This window comes from Hyphomonadaceae bacterium BL14 (assembly GCA_027627705.1).
Classification (GTDB): domain Bacteria; phylum Pseudomonadota; class Alphaproteobacteria; order Caulobacterales; family Maricaulaceae; genus Oceanicaulis.
In genome coordinates, this window is sequence record CP091242.1 from 1846514 (window position 1) to 1866020 (window position 19507).

At 67.2% G+C, this 19507-nt stretch carries 16 protein-coding genes and 1 pseudogene; 5 read left to right on the forward strand and 12 right to left on the reverse strand.

The genetic code is table 11. From position 1 onward, the window contains the following. Positions 1-5 precede the first annotated feature (5 nt). The 9 genes and pseudogenes from L2D00_08950 to bchF form a co-directional block, all read right to left on the reverse strand. The gene (locus tag L2D00_08950; protein ID WBQ11972.1) at positions 6-683 is read right to left on the reverse strand and encodes a PH domain-containing protein; all 678 of its coding nucleotides are present in this window, start codon (positions 681-683) and stop codon (positions 6-8) included. Position 684: 1 nt separating this feature from the next. Beyond that, positions 685-1458, reverse strand: a complete 774-nt coding sequence (gene puhA, locus L2D00_08955) for a photosynthetic reaction center subunit H (GenBank protein WBQ11973.1) — start codon at positions 1456-1458, stop codon at positions 685-687. Between the two features lie 20 nt (positions 1459-1478). Beyond that, positions 1479-2694: pseudogene (locus L2D00_08960) on the reverse strand (PucC family protein). A gap of 215 nt (positions 2695-2909) precedes the next feature. Continuing rightward, complete coding sequence (gene bchM / locus L2D00_08965; GenBank protein ID WBQ11974.1) at positions 2910-3608, reverse strand: magnesium protoporphyrin IX methyltransferase; 699 nt, start codon at positions 3606-3608, stop codon at positions 2910-2912. Beyond that, positions 3608-4507 (reverse strand): ferredoxin:protochlorophyllide reductase (ATP-dependent) iron-sulfur ATP-binding protein, encoded by a 900-nt coding sequence (gene bchL, locus L2D00_08970; protein WBQ11975.1) that lies wholly within the window; start codon positions 4505-4507, stop codon positions 3608-3610. The genes bchM and bchL overlap by 1 nt, the downstream gene beginning before the upstream one ends. Positions 4508-4544: 37 nt before the next feature. Further along, on the reverse strand, positions 4545-8312 hold the full coding sequence (locus tag L2D00_08975) for a magnesium chelatase subunit H (GenBank protein ID WBQ11976.1): 3768 nt from the start codon (positions 8310-8312) through the stop codon (positions 4545-4547). Continuing rightward, positions 8284-9864: a ferredoxin:protochlorophyllide reductase (ATP-dependent) subunit B gene (locus tag L2D00_08980; protein ID WBQ11977.1), complete on the reverse strand. Its 1581-nt coding sequence runs from the start codon at positions 9862-9864 to the stop codon at positions 8284-8286. Before L2D00_08980 ends, L2D00_08975 begins: the two co-directional genes overlap by 29 nt. Beyond that, complete coding sequence (locus tag L2D00_08985) at positions 9861-11147, reverse strand: ferredoxin:protochlorophyllide reductase (ATP-dependent) subunit N (GenBank protein WBQ11978.1); 1287 nt, start codon at positions 11145-11147, stop codon at positions 9861-9863. Before L2D00_08985 ends, L2D00_08980 begins: the two co-directional genes overlap by 4 nt. Continuing rightward, positions 11144-11800, reverse strand: a complete 657-nt coding sequence (bchF, locus tag L2D00_08990; GenBank protein ID WBQ11979.1) for a 2-vinyl bacteriochlorophyllide hydratase — start codon at positions 11798-11800, stop codon at positions 11144-11146. The genes L2D00_08985 and bchF overlap by 4 nt, the downstream gene beginning before the upstream one ends. Positions 11801-11987: 187 nt before the next feature. Here bchF and L2D00_08995 point away from each other — a divergent pair, with 187 nt between their 5' ends. From L2D00_08995 to L2D00_09015, 5 genes are all read left to right on the forward strand, one after another. Beyond that, entirely contained in the window at positions 11988-12716 is a 729-nt protein-coding gene (locus tag L2D00_08995) for a response regulator transcription factor (protein ID WBQ11980.1), read from the forward strand. Between the two features lie 8 nt (positions 12717-12724). Next, complete coding sequence (locus tag L2D00_09000; protein WBQ11981.1) at positions 12725-14038, forward strand: ATP-binding protein; 1314 nt, start codon at positions 12725-12727, stop codon at positions 14036-14038. Positions 14039-14120: 82 nt separating this feature from the next. Further along, entirely contained in the window at positions 14121-15872 is a 1752-nt protein-coding gene (locus tag L2D00_09005) for a hypothetical protein (GenBank protein ID WBQ11982.1), read from the forward strand. Between the two features lie 97 nt (positions 15873-15969). Further along, positions 15970-16521, forward strand: a complete 552-nt coding sequence (locus L2D00_09010; protein ID WBQ11983.1) for a pilus assembly protein — start codon at positions 15970-15972, stop codon at positions 16519-16521. Positions 16522-16524: 3 nt separating this feature from the next. Continuing rightward, positions 16525-17241 (forward strand): pilus assembly protein, encoded by a 717-nt coding sequence (locus L2D00_09015; protein ID WBQ11984.1) that lies wholly within the window; start codon positions 16525-16527, stop codon positions 17239-17241. Between the two features lie 3 nt (positions 17242-17244). On the opposite strand, the gene L2D00_09020 is transcribed toward L2D00_09015, so the two are convergent. The 3 genes from L2D00_09020 to L2D00_09030 are packed head-to-tail and all read right to left on the reverse strand — an operon-like array spanning position 17245 to position 19505. Next, entirely contained in the window at positions 17245-17739 is a 495-nt protein-coding gene (locus tag L2D00_09020; GenBank protein ID WBQ11985.1) for a DUF3429 domain-containing protein, read from the reverse strand. An 18-nt stretch (positions 17740-17757) separates the two neighbouring features. Further along, positions 17758-18582: a TIGR02186 family protein gene (locus L2D00_09025; protein WBQ11986.1), complete on the reverse strand. Its 825-nt coding sequence runs from the start codon at positions 18580-18582 to the stop codon at positions 17758-17760. Continuing rightward, positions 18579-19505 carry a sulfite exporter TauE/SafE family protein gene (locus L2D00_09030; protein WBQ11987.1) on the reverse strand — a complete coding sequence of 309 codons (927 nt, stop codon included), beginning with the start codon at positions 19503-19505 and terminating at the stop codon, positions 18579-18581. Before L2D00_09030 ends, L2D00_09025 begins: the two co-directional genes overlap by 4 nt. Between the last annotated feature and the right edge of the window lie 2 nt (positions 19506-19507).

Consider the following 19507-nt stretch of genomic DNA (forward strand, 5'->3'; position numbering starts at 1 on the left):
GGTTTCTAGCTGTTCACCGCCGCCGCGCCACGGTCAGGCATGGACTGGCGGCGGGGCTTTTCAGTCGCCGGAACCGCGATGCGCGGCGCCGGCTGACCCGCCTTCTCCGCGAGCGCCACGGCCAGCACGCGGGCGGCTTCGGCCGCGTCGGGCAGGCCGCGCAGCATGGGCTGGGCGTTGTTGAGGTGCCAGGGCCGCACGTGCGGCCACAGCGACAGATAGGCCACGCGGTCCGGTCCGGTCAGCTTGAGCGGAATATCGCCATTGCCGCTGGCGCGGGCCTTGAGCGAGGCCGAGCCGATCACCTTGAACGGGATGTTGACCGCCTTGGGCAGCGCCACCCCGGCGCGGATCACGACCCGCTCATTGGTCACCGTGTAGACCGTCGAGCGGGCGATCAGCCAGGCAAAGAGCGACAACAGGCCAATGGCTGCGGCGGCGAGCAGGACCTGCAGGACCGCCGTCGTGGCCGCCTCGCCGGCGGCGACGCCGGCCGACAGGCCGGAGCTGGCCTCCCAGGTGACGAGGATGGCGAAATAGATCGCCACCGCACGCACATGGAAGACATGCAGGGCCAGCGATTTCCAGTCCGGCGCGCCGCTCCAGAGGACACGCTCGCCTTCTGGAAGCTTGTCGGGCAGGCCGGGGATGGGCTCAGGTTTGATTTTATCGGGATCACACATCTTACAACCAGGGCTCCGATCTGTCGGGCGTGGCGTAGAGCGTGCCAGCTCCGTAATATGCGCTGATGCGATCCTCTTCGAGGCGCGTGACCTGAGCTGACGATGCGTGGGCGGGCACGCCGTCGAACTGGCTGGCCAGAATTGACGACACGATGACCTTGCCGGACTTGCCCTTCACGTTGGCGAAGGCGTACGGCAGCAGCACCTTGCGTCCTCCAGCAGACAACTCGATCTCATAGTAGCGGACGAGGGCTTCGGCGCGGTCGACCCAGATATCGGTCACCTTGCCGGCAGAGTTGCCGTCCGCGCCCACCACGTCCATCCCCCGCGGATCGGAATCCTGCTCGGCGACCGAGAAGGCCGGCAGGATCGACATCGGCACGATCTTCGGCAGGTTTTCATGGGTCAGGTCCGGCACATCCTCGCGCATCGCATAGGCACCCGGTCCGATGCCCGACTGCATGGGATCGCCGACAGGCTGGATGGGCGCGCCGGCCCAGGGGGCAAGCCGCTTGAACCGGTCAGCGAGGCTCGCATCGCGTTGACCGTCCGGCTTCACCACCGAGCGCCCGTCGGCAAGCTTGTAGGTCTTGGCAGCCGGCATCCAGGTGACGCCGATGCTTTCCAGTTTCCCGGTTTCATCGGACTCCAGCGGAAAGCCTTCGCGGCGCCCTTCCTTCTGAAGATGAAAAACCAGACCAATAAAGAACACGACAAACAGTATGAACAGGAGTGTTGCGAAGTCTAAAGATCCGATGATCTGTACGCCTTCCATGTGTGGCCTCCTTCAAGCCCCTAGCCGGGAAACTCGGCCAAGCCGAATTTACCCCGAGCACGCTCCGGTCCGCTGACCCTGTACCGGGCCAGCGGCCCGATCGCCGCGAGCGCGGCGAACAAGAGCGCAATTTCAATGTGATAGACGACCGAATACCCGACAGCGGGCCCGGTCATGCCCGGACCCAGCGCGCCAGCCTGACCCAGCGCATCGGCAACGTCCCGCACGCCACCGCCGAGGGCGATGGCCGCGCCGGCGCAGGTTGCCTGCACCGCGCCCCAGGCACCCAGTGCCATGCCCGACCCGCTGCTCTCGCCCAGCTCCATCGCCGCGGTGAGCGTACCCACGGCGAACAGGCCGCCGCCAAGGCCGATCAGGACGGTGCCGGCGCGAAACAGCAAGGGCGACCCCAGCGGATCGGACAGGATCACGAACGCAAAGGCGAAGACGCCCACGACCATGCCATAGGCAGCCAGGCGATGAGGATCGACCCCGGCGCTGAGACCCTTCGCCGCCAGGGCAAAGCCGGCCAGCGCGCCGAACGCCCACAGCGCGGTCAGCACCGTGGTTCCGGCGACGGAAAGGCCTAGCACTTCCCCGCCATACGGCTCCAGCAGCACGTCCTGCATGGAAAAGGCCGCAGCGCCCAGGCCAATGGCGACGAGCAGGCGCGTCTGGCGCCCACCCNKGGRAAARGGCYYCCMRGGCCTCTGCAAAGGTCTGGCGCGGACGATTGGCGCCGGTCTTCTGGGGCGCGCGCGCTTCCTGTCGCCAAAGGGCGACCATGTTCAGCACAAGGGTCAGCGCCGCGGCCCCCTGGACCACCCGGATCAGCTGCGTGGGCGAAAAATCATTCAGCGCCAGCCCGATTATGAGCGCGCTGATCAACATCCCGAAGAGCAGCATGAGGTAGAGCAGCGCCACCACACGGGGGCGGTTCTCGTCGCTGGACAGGTCGGTGGCCAGCGCCAGGCCGGCGGTCTGGGTGGTGTGCATGCCTGCCCCGACCAGCAGAAACGCCAGCGCTGACGCCGCCATTCCGAACCAGAGCGGACCGGCATTCTCAACCGTCAGCAGGATCAGCGCGAACGGCATGATCGACAGCCCGCCAAACTGAAGCAGTGTTCCGAACCAGATGAAGGGCACGCGCCGCCAGCCGATGGCGGATACATATGTGTCCGACCTGAACCCGATCAGGGCGCGCAGCGGCGCGAACACCAGCGGCAGGGCCACCATCAGCGCGACCAGCACGGCGGGCATGCCGAGCTCCGCGATCATCACCCGGTTGAGCGTGCCGGTGAGCAGAACCGCGGCCATGCCCACAGACACCTGGAACAGAGACAGGCGCAGAATACGGCTGAGCGGCAGCTCTTTGGTGGCCACGTCCGCAAAGGGGAGCATGGACATTCCAAACTCCGCCCAGCGCCGCGCCAGAGATGCCGATTCGCGCTTCATGCCTGCACCAGCTCCATCGCCTGAGAGATGTAGAAGAAGCTGTCGATGCGCTTGGTCCGCCCGATCCGCCAGCCCTTGAGGTCCGGGCAGGCTTCGATGCGGCGGCGCAGGCCGCTTTCAGAGATCGGGACGATCGCCGGGGCGCGGTCCGATTTGGGAAACAGCTTGCCGGCCGCATGCATCACGGTGAGCAGAGGCGTGCGCGGTGCAAAGCTGAACATGACCGAGGTTCTGGCCCGGCTGGCCAGGCCCTTGATCATGGCGACCATGTCATCGGGCCCGTAATGGATCACCGAATCCATCGCCACGACGCGGTCGACCATGCCGCCCGACGCATCAAGCATATCGCCCGCGCGGAAGGTCACCGAGCCCGGCAGGTCGGTCGGCGCACGCTGGGCGGCGATCTCCAGGAGGGTCGCCGACAGATCGACAGCCTCCACGTGGGCACCGCGGCCCGCCATGGCGAAGGAGAGCTGGCCCGGCCCGCAGCCCGCATCCAGCACGGTCTCGCCAGCCATGTTTTCCGGCAGCCAGGACAGGAAGGTGTCGCGCAATGAGTCGCGGCCCGCGCGCACGGTGGCGCGCACGCCGCTGACCGGCGCTTCGGACGTCAGCTTGGCCCAGGCATCGGCCGCGGTGCGGTCGAAATAGGTCTCAAGCGCGTCGCGCGTGTTTGTGTAGGTGAGGTTGGCCATCAATCAAATCCCAGGAAATCGAAGATCTCGCGATCTTTCATCGGCGTGGCCAGGCACGGCTCGATCCCGGCCAGAAGCGAGGCGGCCAGACGCAGATACTCGTTCTTCACCGCCTCCAGCTCGGGCGTGGAATCCATCTCGAACAGGGTGCGCTTTTTCAGCCGTGACAAGCGGATGGCGTCCAGATCGGGGAAGTGGGCCAGGCGCTTGAGCCCGGTTTCGGCCGCGAACCGGTCGATCTGGTCAGTGGCCGCCGAGCGGTTGGCGATCACGCCGCCCAGGCGCACTTCGTAATTCTTCGACTTGGCCCCGATGGCCGCCATGATCCGGTTCATGGCGAAGATGGAGTCAAAATCATTGGCCGCCACGATCAGCCCGCGATGGGCATGCTGCAGCGGCGAGGCGAAGCCGCCGCACACCACATCGCCCAGCACGTCGAAAATCACCACGTCGGCGTCGTCCAGAAGATGGTGTTCTTTCAGAAGCTTGACTGTCTGGCCGACCACATAGCCGCCGCAGCCCGTGCCCGCCGGCGGGCCGCCCGCCTCCACGCACATCACCCCGTTATAGCCCTCGAACACGAAGTCTTCGGTGCGCAGCTCCTCGGTGTGGAAGTCGACGCTTTCCAGCACGTCGATCACCGTCGGGGCGAGGCGCTTGGTCAGGGTGAAGGTGGAATCATGCTTCGGGTCGCAGCCGATCTGAAGCACTTTCTTGCCCAGCTTGGAAAACGCGACCGACAGGTTCGACGAGGTCGTCGACTTGCCGATGCCACCCTTGCCATAGACCGCGAACACTTTCGCAGAATCAATGGCCAGCGTGGGGTCCAGATGGACCTGAAGACTGCCCTCTCCGTCAGGGCGCTTGGGCGCGGGTCGATTGAGGTTCAGCGTGGTCATTGGGCCATCCTTGTGCGCGAGGGTGGGATGCGCGCGGTCATGCGATTTTCACTGCGGCGGGGGCGATTCCCTCCAGCCGGTCTTCAATGGCTTCACCGGCGCGCCGCAACGCCTCCAGCGTGGCGGCGTCGGGCCGCCAATAGCTGCGCTCATGTGCTTCGATCAGGCGTTCGGACAGGCGCGCCGAGGCCTTCGGGTTGAGCTCGGCGAGGCGGTCGCGCATCGCTTCGTCCAGCACATAAGTCTCGGTGATTTTCTGATAGACCCAGGGGTCAACCTGGCCGGTGGTGGCCGACCAGCCCATCGTGTTGGTGACGTGGGCCTCGATATTGCGCACGCCCTCATGGCCGTGACGCAGCATGGATTCGTACCAGCGCGGATTGAGCACCCGGGTGCGGGTCTCCAGCGCCACCTGTTCGGACAGGGAGCGCACCTTGCCCTCGCCCGAGGTCTGATCGCCGATATAGACCGGGGATTCCTTGCCGCGGGCGCGGTGCACTGCGCGGCCAATGCCGCCCAGCGTATCGAAGTAGTGATCGATGGTGGTGACGCCGAGCTCTACCGAGTCAAGATTCTGATAGGCCAGATCCACTTCGCTCAGGATCGAACCCAGAAGCTCGCCCTGTTTGGCCGGCATGCCATTGCGGCCGAACGCATAGCATTTGCGGGTCTGATAGGCGTCGGCCAGCTCGTTCTCGTCATCCCACATGCCGCTGTCGATCAGCTGGTTGACGTTGGCACCATAGGCCCCGTCCGCATTGGAGAAGACGCGCAAGGAGGCGGTGTCCATGTCAACGCCATGCTGCGCAGCATAAGCCAGCGCATGACGGCGCACCGGGTTCATCTCCGCCGGCTCGTCCGCCGTGGCGGCCAGATACGCGGCCTCGGCCAGCATTTTCGTCTGCAGCGGCAGAAGATCGCGGAAAATGCCCGACAGCGTCATCAGCACGTCGATGCGCGCGCGGCCTAACTCCTCCAGCGGGATCAGCTCGGCACCCGCCAGGCGCCCGAAGGAGTCCTGCCGGGGGCGCGCGCCGACGAGCGCCAGTGCCTGGGCGATGGGTCCGCCTTCGGTTTTGAGATTATCGGTGCCCCACAGCACCAGCGCGACGGTTTCCGGCATCGCGCCGGTATCGGCAATATGGCGGTCGATCAGGCGCTGCGCCTGCGCCGCGCCGTCCCGGACCGCCCAGGGGCTCGGCAGACGGAACGGGTCGAAGCCGTGCAGATTGCGGCCCGTGGGCAGAATGTCCGGATTGCGTACCAGATCACCGCCGGCCACCGGCGCGACGAAGCCGCCGCCAATGGCGTGCAGGGTGGAGTCCAGTTCTCGATTGGCGCTGAGACCGTTCTGGGTTTTTTCCAGACGGTCGAACACCGGTGCCCAGGTTTCACGCTGGGCGGCCGGCAGCAGGGCCAGCGCCGAGGCGGCTTCGCCGGTTTCCATCAACCGGTCGAGCGCATTGTCGGGCGGCGGGGTGCCGCGCTCGATCTCGGCAATGGCCGAGAGCAGTTCGCGGCGTGCCGCCGTGTCCGGCACTTCACCCAGAATATGAAGGCCATTGGGAATAAGCGTGCTTTCCAGCTCGGTCAGCGTATCGCGCAGGGCGGCGATATGGGCGGCGTCCGCGCCGGTCCACAGCGGCTCGGGCTTGGCCAGATCCAGAACAGAGGCCTGGGTCTGGATCAGCTCGGCCAGCGCGTCGCGGCGATTGGCCGGCGTGTCGGGCGGCAGGAGGCGCCAGTCGCTCAGCGTGGCTTTCAGCTCGGTCATGCCGCGATACAGGCCCGCCTTGGAGATGGGCGGCGTCAGATAGCTGATCAGCGTGGCCGCGCTGCGCCGCTTGGCTATCAGGCCTTCGGACGGGTTGTCTGCACAGTAGAGATAGAAATTGGGTACATCGCCGATCAGCCGGTCGGACCAGCACTCGCTGGACATGCCGGTCTGCTTGCCGGGCATGAATTCCAGCGCGCCATGGGTGCCAAAATGCAGCACTGCGTCGGCCGCGAAATCCTCGCGCACATAGCGGTAGAAGGCCGAGAAGGAGTGGGTCGGCGCGAACGAGCCTTCAAACAGAAGGCGCATCGGGTCGCCCTCATACCCGAACGAGGGCTGGAGGCCGATCATCACATTCCCGAACTTGGCGCCGAGCACGAAGATCGAGCGGCCATCGGTGTCCTTGCGGCCCGGCGCCGGACCCCACTGGGCTTCGATCTCTTTGAGGTGCGGCTCGCGCATCACGTGATCATTGATGGGGATGCGGTCGAGGATATTGGCGTCGGTGCCGAACCGGACCGAGTCGCCCTCCAGCACGGCCGCGCGCAAATCGTCCACCGTGGCAGGCGGCTCCACCGAATAGCCTTCGGCCTTCATGGCATGCAGCAGATTGTGGAGCGAGGCGAAGACCGACAGATTCGCCGCCGTGCCCGCCGCGCCGGCATTGGGCGGGAAGTTGAACAGGACGACCGCAACCTTGCGGTCTTTCAGCTTGGCGCGACGCAAGCGCACCAGCTTGGCCACACGGGCCGCCAGAGCTTCGGCGCGCTCGGCGCAGACCTGCATGGCGCGCGGCTGGCCTTCGGGGAAAGTGCACTCGCGCTTGCAGCCGTGGCACACACGTCCGTCCGCGCAGCGTCCGCCGAACACCATGGGATTGGTGGCGCCGTCCAGCTCGGGCAGGGTCACCATCATGGAGGCTTCGACCGGCGTCAGCCCGGCGGTGGAGGCGCGCCAGTCTTCCAGCGACTGGAACTCCAGCGGATGAGCGGCGAGATACGGCACGTCCAGCTTGGCCAGCAGCGCCTCGGCGGCGCGCGCGTCGTTATAGGCAGGGCCACCCACCAGCGAGAAACCGGTCAGCGAGAGCACCACGTCCACTTTCGGGCGGCCATGCTCGATAAAGAAATGCTCCACCGCCGGGCGGGCATCGAGGCCACTGGCAAAGGCCGGCACCACGTCCAGGCCATGGGCTTCGAGGGCGCGGATCACACCGTCATAATGGGCGGTATCGCCTGCCAGAAGGTAAGAGCGCATGACCAGCAGGCCGACGGTGCCCTTGCCCTGACCGCGACCGGCCGGCAGAGCCGAGACGCTATCCGCGATCCGGCCCGGGAAATCAGGGTGGTATAGCCCCTCTTCGGGGTATTCCACCGGCGGGTCGACCTTGGCGCGGCCGCGCAGCACGGCGCGCGGGCCTGCAGCGTAGCGGTCGACCAGATTGCGGATCATGTTGGTGAAATTGGATTCCGACCCGGCCAGCCAGTACTGCATGGTCAGGAAATAGGCGCGTAAATCCTGGGCCTTGCCGGGCAGGAAGCGCAGAAGCTTGGGCAGCCGGCGCAGCATGGCCAGCTGGCTCTTGCCGCCCGCCTTGGGCGCGCCATTGTTCGACCCGCCGCGCAGTTTCTTCAGCGCCATCATGAGCCCGCTCTGGGGCGCGCTCATGTCCAGCCCGCCCAGGCGCGTCAGGCGCACCACTTCGGGTGCCGACATGGAGCCGACAATGGCATCGCACTCGGGCGCACGCGCCTCGAGCGCCGGCAGCACCGCCTGGATGTGGTCTTCGAGAAACAGCATGTTGGCGGCGATGATGTCGCCGCGGGCAATGTCATCAAGGCAGCGCGCCAGGGAGTCCGGGCTCGCCGCGAAATCCGCCGCCGCATGAAACGCCAGTTCCAGTCCGGGATAGTCTGCCCGCAAGCTGTGCTGAGCACGCTCCGCCGCGCCCGCCAGATGATTGTCCAGCGTGACGATCACGACGCGAATGGGGGCCACCTCAGCGGCCGAAATGGGCTTTTGCATCATAGAGCGTCTCCAGCGTAATCACCTCCGCACCGCTTTGCGCGGCGAAGGTCTCGGCGTTCCGGCGAGCCTTGCCGCGCACGAAGAAGGGGATCTTCTTCAGCTCGGCCAGAGCGTCGTCGCGCCAGACCGCGGCGGCGTCAGCTGTTTCAGGGGTGTCGTCGGCCTGCACCGCAGGCGCGGGAGCGGGCACCGGAGCCGGCGCCTGCTTGTGCGAACCCAGATGGGAGGGTCCGGCGTCGTTGCTGAACTCGAAGTCCTCGCGGAACATGCCCAGCAAGTGCTCTTCCAGGCCCATCACCAGCGGATGGACCCAGGTGTCGAACAGGACATTGGCACCCTCATAGCCCATTTGCGGGGCGTAGCGGGCGGGGAAGTCCTCCACATGGACCGGCGCGGAGATCACCGCGCAGCCAATGCCGAGGCGCTTGGCGATGTGGCGCTCCATCTGCGTGCCGAGCACCAGTTCGGGCGCAGCCGCTTCGATGGCGGCTTCCACTTCCAGGTAATCGTCGCTGATCAGCGCCTCGACGCCATAGCGCTGCGCGGTTTCGCGCACCGTGCGGGCGAACTCGCGATTATAGGCCCCTAGCCCGACAAGCTCGAAGCCCATCTCCTCGACGGCGACGCGCGCCGCGGCGACCGCATGGGTCGCATCACCGAACACGAAAACGCGCTTGCCGGTCAGATAATTGCTGTCCACAGACCGCGACCACCAGGGCTGGCGCAGGTCTTCATCATCCAGCGCCGGGGCGGGATCGACACCGGCCATCTCGGCCACTTCGCGCACGAAGTCGCGCGTGGCACCCACGCCGATGGGAACGATTTTCGTGCGCGGCTGACCGAATGTCTTCTCCAGCCAGCGCGCAGCCTCCTCGCCGATCTCGGGATAGAGGACGACGTTGAAGTCCGCCTCGCCCATGCGGGCAATGTCGGCGGCCGCCGCGCCCAGCGGGGCGCAGACATGCACTTCGATGCCGAGACGGCCCAGAAGCTTCGTGATTTCCTTGATGTCATCGCGATGGCGGAAGCCCAGCGCCGTGCCACCCAGAATATTGCAGCGCGGCGGTCCGGGCGCGCGTGCCGCCCGGGGCTCGCCCGGCGCCGGCGCATACGCACCGGCCAGCCCGCGCACCAGGCGGTAGAAGGTTTCCGACGCGCCCCAGTTTTCACGGCGCATATACGAAGGCAGTTCCAGCGGCAGCACCGGGCAGGGCAGGCCCAGCGTCAGGGCCAGGCCACCAGGATCATCCTGGATCAGCTCTGCCGTGCATGACGCCCCCACCAGCATCGCCGCCGGCTTGAAGCGCGCATAGGCGTCGCGGGCGGCGTCCATGAACAGCTCGGCGGTATCCGAGCCCAGATCACGCGCTTGGAAGGTTGTGTAGGTCACGGGCGGGCGGTGATTGCGCCGTTCGATCATCGTGAACAGGAGATCGGCATAGGTGTCGCCCTGCGGCGCGTGCAGCACGTAGTGCACGTCCTTCATGGCCGTTGCGACCCGCATGGCACCGACATGGGGCGGACCTTCATATGTCCAGACCGTCAGCTTCATCCAACCCTCAACAGATCGCGGCGCCGCAGCGGGCGCGTAAACAGTTCGGCCAGATCACCGGCCTGCTCAAAGCCGTGGATCGGCGTGAAGACGAGCTCGATCGCCCATTTGGTCGACAGGCCTTCAGCCTCCAGCGGATTGGCCAGGCCCAGCCCGCACACCGTCAGGTCCGGGCGCGCGGCGCGGCAGCGGTCGAGCTGGGAATCCACGTGCTGGCCTTCGCTCAGCTGCACGCCGGCCGGCAGGCGCGGCAGTTCGCAATCGAGATGGCTGCGGTGCAGATAGGGCGTGCCGACCTCGATCAGCCGGGCGCCCAACTCCTCATGGAGGAAGCGCGCCAGCGGAATTTCCAGCTGGGAATCGGGGAAGAAGAAGACGCTGCGCCCGGTGAAATCCGCGCGATGGGCCGTCAGGGCCCGTTCGGCACGGGCACGCGGCGCGGCCACAACAGCCTCGAACCGCCCGGCATCGATGCTCCAGACATCCGCCGCCGCGCGCAGCCAGGCTTCGGTACCCTTGGCACCCAGCGGGAACGGGGCCGAAATGCGCTTGGCACCGCGGGCATCCAGCGCCGCACCGGTGCGCCCGAGAAAAGGCTGGGCCAGCAGATAGCGGGTATTGGGTCCGACCGGGGGCAGATCGTTTGACGTGCGCGCGGGCAGGAAACGGACCGGCCCGATCCCCATCGCCTCGAACAGGCGGGTGAACTGGTCCTCGACCACATCGGCCAGCGCCCCCACCACCAGGAGCGAGGCTTCGGACGACGTGTCCTGCGGCAGCTCGGGGACGAGCGCCTCGAGGCACGCATCCTCGCCTTCGGTGAAGGTGGTCTCAATGCCGCTGCCCGAATAGGCCAGAACGCGCACGCCGGAGTGGGCGGCATCCAGGCGCGAGGCGGCGCGCGACAGATCCATCTTGATCACTTCGCTGGGGCAGGACCCTACGAGGAAAAGCGTCTTGATGTCGGGGCGGCGGGCCAGAACCTGCGCCGCGACACGGTCCAGTTCCTCATTCGCATCGGCCATGCCGGCCAGATCGCGCTCTTCAATGATGGCGGTGGCAAAGCGGGGCTCGGCGAAAATCATCACGCCGGCCGCCGACTGCATCAGGTGCGCGCAGGTGCGCGAGCCGACGATCAGAAAGAAAGCGTCCTGGATCTTGCGGTGCAGCCACATGATCCCGGTGAGGCCGCAGAACACTTCGCGTTGACCGCGCTCACGCAGCACAACGCTGTCACGCATCCCGTCGAGCGGCGCAGGCGCAGAGGCAGAAGCCGCGGTCAAGAGATTGCTCCCTCCAGGCGGGCCGCGCGCAGCTTCCACAGAAACTGCCCTGCGTTGATGACGTAGGTGAAGTAAGCCGCCAGCGCGATCATCATCTGCTGGTCGGGCGTGCCGAGATTGAACAGCACCGCGCCGATATAGGCGGTGTGCAGCGCCAGCACGACCATGGAGAAGACGTCTTCCCAGAAGAAGGACGGGGCGAAGAGATAGCGGCCGAACACCACTTTTTCCCAGACCGCCCCGGTCACCATGATCAGATAGAGCACCAGCGTCTTGATGATCACCGACGCAGTGGCCAGCCCATAGCCCTCGCCGGTGGCCAGATAGCGCACGACCAGAAACAGGCTGACGGCGAATACGAGAAACTGAAGCGGCGCGAGCACGCCCTGAACCAGCGTCCAGGGAGACTCGTCGCGCTTGCGGCGCTGCTCGGGCGTGTAGAGCGGAACGTGAGGCTTGGAGGCCGCGCGGTGGGTGCGGCGGCGGTAATTGGTGCCGCATCCGGCATGTGCCGTCCAGGGACAGGGGGCCACCGTGTCGATCCAGCCCTGCAGCATGCGATCTACCGTGGAACCGATACCGGTCGAGCCGCCGGGCGTTCGCCCTTGTACGGTTGAAAACTGGCGATTGCGGCTATCAGCTTCGGCCTGCATGACTCGCCCTCCCTTGGTCTCTTCTTGGGATGAAGGTACGGCAGCGGCTGACGAAGTGTCAATATTGTTTGACGTTCTGTCGATTTGACAGTCTGGCAGGCGCTTTGGCCGATGACGGGCCTTGCGAGCAGCGCCATTGGCGTGCGCCGCGCGCTGGGGCATGATCACGGGATGACCGCGGCGCGCCATGTCTGAACCCCGCCCCCACCACGTGCTGGTTGTCGATGATGACGACCGGATCCGCGACCTGCTGGCGCGGTTCCTGCGCGAGAAAGGCCTGCGCGTCTCGCCCGCGCCCGACGGCGCGCGCGCCCTGGCCCTGATGGAGCAGATCAGCTTCGATCTGGTGATTCTCGACGTGATGATGCCGGGGCTGGACGGCTTCGAAGTCACCCGGCGCGTGCGTGAACGCGCTACCACACCGATCCTGCTTCTAACGGCGCGCGGGGAACCGGAGGATCGCATTCGCGGCCTGTCGCTCGGCGCGGATGATTATCTGTCCAAGCCTTTCGAACCGGAGGAGCTGGTCCTGCGCGTGCAGGCGATCCTGCGCCGGTCCCTGCCCCGCCAGCTGGGCCCCGCCCGGGTCAGCTTTGGCGAGTGGATGTTTGAAATGGCCACGCTGCGCCTGACGCGCGACGGCCAGCCCGTGCGCCTGACCGGCGGCGAGGCGGCGCTGCTGCACGCGCTGGCCGCCCAGCCGGGCGAGCCGGTCAGCCGCGCAACCCTGTCCGAACGCGCCGCTGCCGGTGCGGGTGAACGGGCGGTGGATGTCCAGATCACGCGCCTGCGCCGCAAGGTCGAGGCCGATCCCAAGGCGCCGGTCTGGGTCCAGACCGTGCGCGGGGAAGGCTACCGCCTGGTGGCCGAGCCGGTCTATGCGCCGATGACGCCCGTCACGGCGGTGAGCGGGTGAGGCCGGTCATGCGCTTCCGCCTGCGAACCATCATGCCCAAGGGCCTGTTCGCCCGGTCGCTGCTGATCATCGTGCTGCCGGTGGCGCTCATGCAGGGCGCGGTGACCTGGGCGTTTTTCGAGCAGCACTGGCGCTCCACCACGGCGCGCCTTTCGGAAAATATTGCCGGCGATGTCGCCATGATCGTGGAGATGCACGCGCGCTCCAGCGGAGAGGAGTTCGAGCCGATCGCCAACCTCGCCTTCTCCACTCTGGGCCTCAGTGTGGAGTTCCGCCCTGATGATGCCCTGCCCGACAGCCGGCGCACCGCCTTTTTCCGGGTGCTGGACCGCACCTTGCGCCGCGCGCTGGCAGGCCAGCTTACCGAGCCGTTCTGGTTCGACACCACGCGCTATCCCAACTATGTCGACATCCGCGTGCAGGCGGGTGGCGGCGTGTTGCGCTTCATCGCCGCGCGCGAACAGGTGTTCGCCACCACAGGCCATATCTTCGTCATCTGGCTCAGCGGCGCGACGCTGCTGCTCATGACCGTCGCCATCCTGTTCATCCGCAACCAGGTCAAACCGATCCGCCAGCTCGCCGAAGCCGCCGAGGCGTTCGGCCGGGGACAGGACGTGGAGCGCTTCAAGCCCGCCGGCGCGCGCGAGGTGCGCCAGGCCGCCAGCGCTTTCCTGGATATGCGCGCGCGCCTGAAACGCCACATGGAACAGCGCACCCAGCTGCTCGCCGGGGTCAGCCATGATCTGCGTACCCCTCTCACCCGCTTGCGCCTGCAGCTCGCCTTGATGCCCGACAGCCCCGAACGCGAGGCCGCGCGCAGCGATATCGCGGACATGGAGGCGGCGCTGGAGGAGTATCTGGCCTTCGCACGCGGCCAGGCCGGCGAGGAACCCGGGCCGGTGGACCTGACGGCGCTGTGCGAAACCCTGGGCGATGAGGCCGCGCGTCAGGGCGTGGATCTGCGCCTTGATCTGGAAGAAGAGCTGACGGTCCAGGCCCGCGAAAACGCGCTCAAGCGCGCCCTGGTCAATCTCGTTCAGAATGCTGCCGCCCATGGGCAGGACGTCGCGCTGAGTGCAAGACGCCAGGGGCCGCGCATCGAAGTGGTCATTGATGATGACGGGCCGGGCATCGCGCCGGACCTGCGCGAGGACGCCTTCCGGCCCTTCAACCGCCTCGATGACTCGCGCAATGCCAACCGCACTGGTGTCGGGCTGGGCCTGGCGATTGCCCGTGACACAGTGCGCGCCCATGGCGGCGAGCTGCGCCTGGAAGACTCCCCGATGGGCGGATTGCGCGCGCGGATATCGCTGCCTGCCTGACGCTTCACGGCGCGCGCGGCCTTGACCGCGCCATGATCGTCGCGTGTTCTCGCCCCTGACGCCGCGCAAACGGAGATCGCCTATGGCTGGCATTGCATTGATCGCATGGACGGGTGCCGCCATGCTGGCCTCAACTGTCGCGCCGCCCGCCGGACCGCATCTGCAGGGCGCGGCATACCTCGACGCCCGGTCCGCTCCGTTCGAGGCGCTGGCTGATACTGTCTGGACACGCACCCGCACCCCGCTGAGCGGCGAGGGTGGCGGAACCCGCGTTGAGATGGCCGCTCATTTCGGAGCGGACTGGGCCGCCTGGCGCGTCGAGGGCAGCGCTGAATCCCTGGCTGACTGGCGCACACGCCGCCTGCTTACCCTGTCCGCCGACGGGCAGACGCTGACCAATGCCAGCCTGTACGGCGAGACGCGCCGCCGGCTGGATACCTATGTGGCGCTGTCGGGCGCGGGCGCGCGCGAGGAGATCGCATTCGGATCTGCCGGCGTGTTTCACCGTGTCTGGCTGGAAGCGGCCATGGGGATCGCCGCTGTAAGCGGCACGCTCAGCTTCGAAGACACACCCGCCGGCTTTGACGCCCGCTTTGAAGACGACCGGCTTTTCCGTGCCGATTTCGGCGGCCAGGATGACAGCTGGTGCGAGACCGCGCCTCTGGACGGAAACGCCGCAAGGTCCGCGCGGGGCTGGCTGCGTCACGCCGCGCCGGTGCATCCTGACGTCATGGACCGGCTGGAGACCGCACCGCAGTTTCCATGCGCCTTCGAGCTGACCGTCTACAGCCCTGAAAGCCCGCAAGGCCGCCGCGAGCGATGGGTGATGCAGCCGGTGCCGGACGCGGAACCGCTTGATGCCGCGCAAGCCGATGAGCCGGTGCAGGCCAGCGCCCCGCCGGCGGCCCCGGTTGAGGACCGCCCGCCCAGCATTGCCGAACTGCTCGCCATGTTCGATGAAGCCGGCGATGCAGGCGTAGACGCCGAGCTGGTGATGCGCGCCCTGTCCGCGTCAAACTCTGCCGGCACCAGCCCGGCCAACGCGCCGGCCCCGGCCGCCCGTCCCGCGCCGGCGCGCACGGTCCGGGCGTATACAACCGGCGGCCCGCTGGGCCTGCGCCTGCCCGGTGGCGTGGCGGGTGCGCGCCTTGTGCTGAACGGCGATGAGTATCTGGACGCCGCCGGCGCGGCGGCGCTCTCCGCGGTGACCGGTCCTGCGAGCCGCGCACCGGACCATGCCGATTTCTACGAAGCCTTCGAGACCGCGCGCAGCACCGGCCAGCTGGCCGAGGCGCTGCTGATCAGCGTTCAGGAAACCCATCATTTCGGCCCGTGCCCGGAAGAAGCCATGGTGGGCAGCGCGCGCCTGACCTGCGCCCTGGTGCACGATCTGGTCCGCAGCGGGATCGGGAATGCGCGCTTTGAACGCGCGGCCCAGGGGCTGGACGCGGCCATGGAAGGGGCCCACCGCGCAGCCGTTGAGTCCCTTTCGGTCTTTGCCGGGAGCGACGGCTACGCCGGTGCCGCCGCACAATTGCTCACCGCCAGTGCCCTGATCGGCTGGGGCCCTGACAGCCTGCAGGCCCGGCCCGACCTGGATGCGGCCGGCCTTCTGCTTGAAGCCATCGAGGCCGATCCGTTCGCGCAGGAGGCCTATTGGCGTCTGGGACAGCGCTTCATGGAGGCCGGTGGCGCTGAGACGGCCTGGACCTTGTTCGATCTGGGCCGCAACCTGCCCGCCCGCGCGCCGGGGCCGGGCCTCGCCCAGGTCGATATCATCGAGGCACGACTGGCCGGTCTGGCCCCGCACTGGCTGCCATCCACCGGCGACTGACCGGGTGACGCGTGGCGCGCGCGTCGGCCGTGCGCTCATGATTTGCTAACCGTGTCTCTTGACCGGGCATTAAGCGCGTACCGGTAAAGCTGGGCGCATGAATGACCCTGTGCGCCAAGGGGCGGGCCGCCGCCATTTGCTGACCCTGCGCTTTATCAAGGCGCGCGAGGGCGCGACGGCTGTCGAATTCGCGATCATCGCCGGACCCTTCTTTCTTCTGCTTATGGGCATAATCGAGATTGCCCTGTTCTTCTTCGCCTCCACCATGATCGAAACCGCCACCGCCGACGCCGCACGCCAGATCCGCACGGGCGAGGTATTGATGGCCGGCGACGGACCGGGCGAGTTCCGCAACCGCATCTGCGCGCGCGCCGGGCCGGTTCTGGACTGCGCGCGGATTCAGGTCGATGTGCGCCGGGTCGACAGCTTCGGTGCCGCCCAGCTGGGCGCGCTCATTGGCGAGGACGGCGTGGATTCTTCCGGCTTCGGCTTCGATCCGGGCGGTCCGGGCGAGATTGTCGTGGTGCGCGCCGTCTATGAATGGCCGCTGATCGCGCCGGGTCAGCTCAATGGCATGGCCAATCTGCCGGGCAACAAGCGCCTGATTGTTGCCTCGGCAGCCTTCCGCAATGAACAGTTCGGAACCTGATCCATGATCGCGCGCCTGGCCCGCTTCCTGTCTCTGGCCCGCTTCACCCGCGACCGGCGCGGCGTGTCGGCGGTGGAATTCGCCCTGATCGCGCCGATCATGATCACAATGTATCTGGGCACCGCACAGCTCAGCCTGGCGCTGAGCGCTGACCGCAAGGTGTACAACGCTGCGCTGGTGGTGGCCGATCTGACCGCCCAGCGCGACACCGTGAACAATGCCGAGCTCGCCGATTACTTCGCGGCCGGGCGCGCCATGGCGGCACCGTTTGACGCTGCAGGCCTGGCGCTGCGCGTATCCTCGGTGCGCATGCATGATGATGGCGAGGTTTTCCTGGCCTGGAGCCAGGCCGATGGCATGGCACCGGCCGCGTCTCCGCCAGCGCTGCCCGCCGGTCTCCTGGTCCCTGGCGGGTCGGTGATCGTGGTGGACGCCGAAATGGTCTTCACCACATCGTTCGGCGAATTGTTCGGCGGCGGAGTGACCTTGAGCGATACTGCCCTGCTGCGACCGCGCCGCTCTGGCCATGTGAACAATGCCAGCGAGCCCAATGGCGGGCTGGAAGCCCCGCCTGTGGAGTTGGTCCCGGAACCTGAGCCTGAGCCGGAGCCTGAACCGGAGCCCGAGCCCGAGCCGGAGCCCGAACCGGAGCCCGAACCCGTGGCACCGACGCCCCCGCCCAGCTGCTCGTGGCTCGCGCGCCTGTTCCGCCTGTGCTGAGGGCTAGAGGCTGAAGGTCGGCGACCAGCGGATGAATGCGGCCAGCATCAGGCTGAGCATGGCACCCGCCGTCAGCAGCAGCCGCAGCGGCAGATACCAGCCGGGGAAGGTCGCCCCGCGCACCGCTGACCGGTCCCACAGATATTGCAGGGCGAAGCCGAAGATCAGCACGCCCCAGCCCGCCAGTTCCATATCCAGCGGCAGGCCGGGCCGGGCCCAGACCTGCATCAGCACCGCCAGCCAGCCGGCCAGCGCCACCGATACCGCCAGGATCAGCACACCCGGGCGCGGCGCGTCGGCGCGGATGACCAGCTCCGCCGCCCAGCGTCCGCCCGCCAGGAATGACAGGATCACCGCAGCATAGACCGGCAGGGCGTTGGCCGCCTGCAGCGCGACCTGCCCGCCCAGCGCCAGTCCCAGCGCGCCACCCACAAAGGGAATGAGCCCGGCAAAACCGAGCACCACAGGCAGAAGCGGGGCATCACTGAGGCGTTTCATCAGGGTCCTCCCGGGTGATCAGGCGCGGCGCATCACGAAGGCGGCCAGCCATCCGGCGAACACCGCGAGCAGCACGGACAACAGGCCATAGGCGAGCGGGCGGTCATGGGCAAGATCATAGATGGCCCGCTCGGTGCCGCCCTTGACCACCTCCAGCGAGGTGCGCCGCACCGCGATGGGCACACCGTCACGAAACAGATAGACATCCGCATCATAGACGCCCGTGGGCGTCGCCGGGGGCAGCACCACCCGCGCGCGGAACAGGCCGGCCTCCAGGATCTCCACCCCGTCAGGCGCTTCCACATACAGCGCGTCGCGCGCCTTGTTGCGCACCAGCGCCGTGCGGTAGTCGACAATCGCCGCGCCGATATCGGACACCACCACGCCTGCCACGCCGAAGCGGGTCTCGATCCGCTCGCTCTCCGGCGCTGACAGACGCACATGGTCCATGCCGATGCGGTTGCGGCGCAAGGCCGAGAAGGTCGCAAATTCGGCCAGGGGCCGGGTCGACGCCACAGCGTAGTATCCCGCCACTTCGTCAAATATCACCGGGTCGGCATTGACCCACACGCCCAGAACGCGCTGGCGGCGCATGACGCGCAGATCGCGCACCGGTCCGCGCACCACCACCGCGATGTCATCGCCGTCGGTCAGCCCTACCGCCGCACCGTAGAGCACCAGCTCCGCGCCGGAGAAGTTGGAGCGGATCTCCACCACATTCTCTGTCAGGGCTGCGGCGATCTGGGGTTCCGGCCCCAGGCTCTCAGACTGTCCGCGCGCCGGGGTGCCCGCCAGAGCCAGGCCCGCCGCCACCATGGCCATCAGGGCCGGCCGCGTGATCATGGCAGCCCCCTGAGTTCGATGAGCACGTAGAGATCGGCTGGTTCCGCGGTCAGATCCCAGACAAGCTTCAAACACACCGCCACCACGATCAGGGCCAGGCCCGCGCGCAATTCCTCCGCCCGCAACTTCGCGCCGTAGCGCGCGCCGATCTGCGCGCCCACCACGCCGCCGACGATCAGGATCGCGGCCAGCACAATGTCCACGGTCTGGTTCTGTGCGGCGTGCAGCACGGTGGTCAGCGCGGTCACAAACAGGATCTGAAACAGCGAGGTGCCGATCACCACATTGGTGGGCATGCGCAGGAGATAGATCATGGCCGGCACGGCGATGAAGCCCCCGCCCACCCCCATCAGCGCCGCCATCACCCCCACCAGAAAGCCCAGCGCCAAAGGCGGGATCACGCTCATATAGAGGCCCGACACCGCAAACCGGGTCTTGAACGGCAGGGCGTCGATCAGCGTGCGTTTGCGGCGCGCGGGGCGGGCCGGGGCGATATTGCGCGAGCGCCGCACGATGGCGCCGACGCTTTCAAACAGCATCAGCGAGCCGATGACCCCCAGAAACCCGACATAGCAAAGCGCGATCACCAGATCGATCTGGCCGGTGGCCTGCAGCAGGGCGAAAATCTGCACCCCGGCCACCGATCCGGCGGCACCGCCCGCAATCAGGATCACGCCCATCTTGATGTCCAGCGAGCGGCGGCGGAAATGCGCAATGGCCCCGGACATGGATGAGGCGACGATCTGGTTGATCTGGGTGGATACTGCCACGGCGGGCGGTACGCCCATGAACATCAGGATCGGGGTCATCAGAAATCCCCCGCCCACGCCGAACAGGCCGGACAGGAAACCGACGCCAAGACCCAGAGCAAGCAGGACGAAGAGGTTGAGAGAGACTTCCGCGATCGGCAGGTAGATCAGCACGG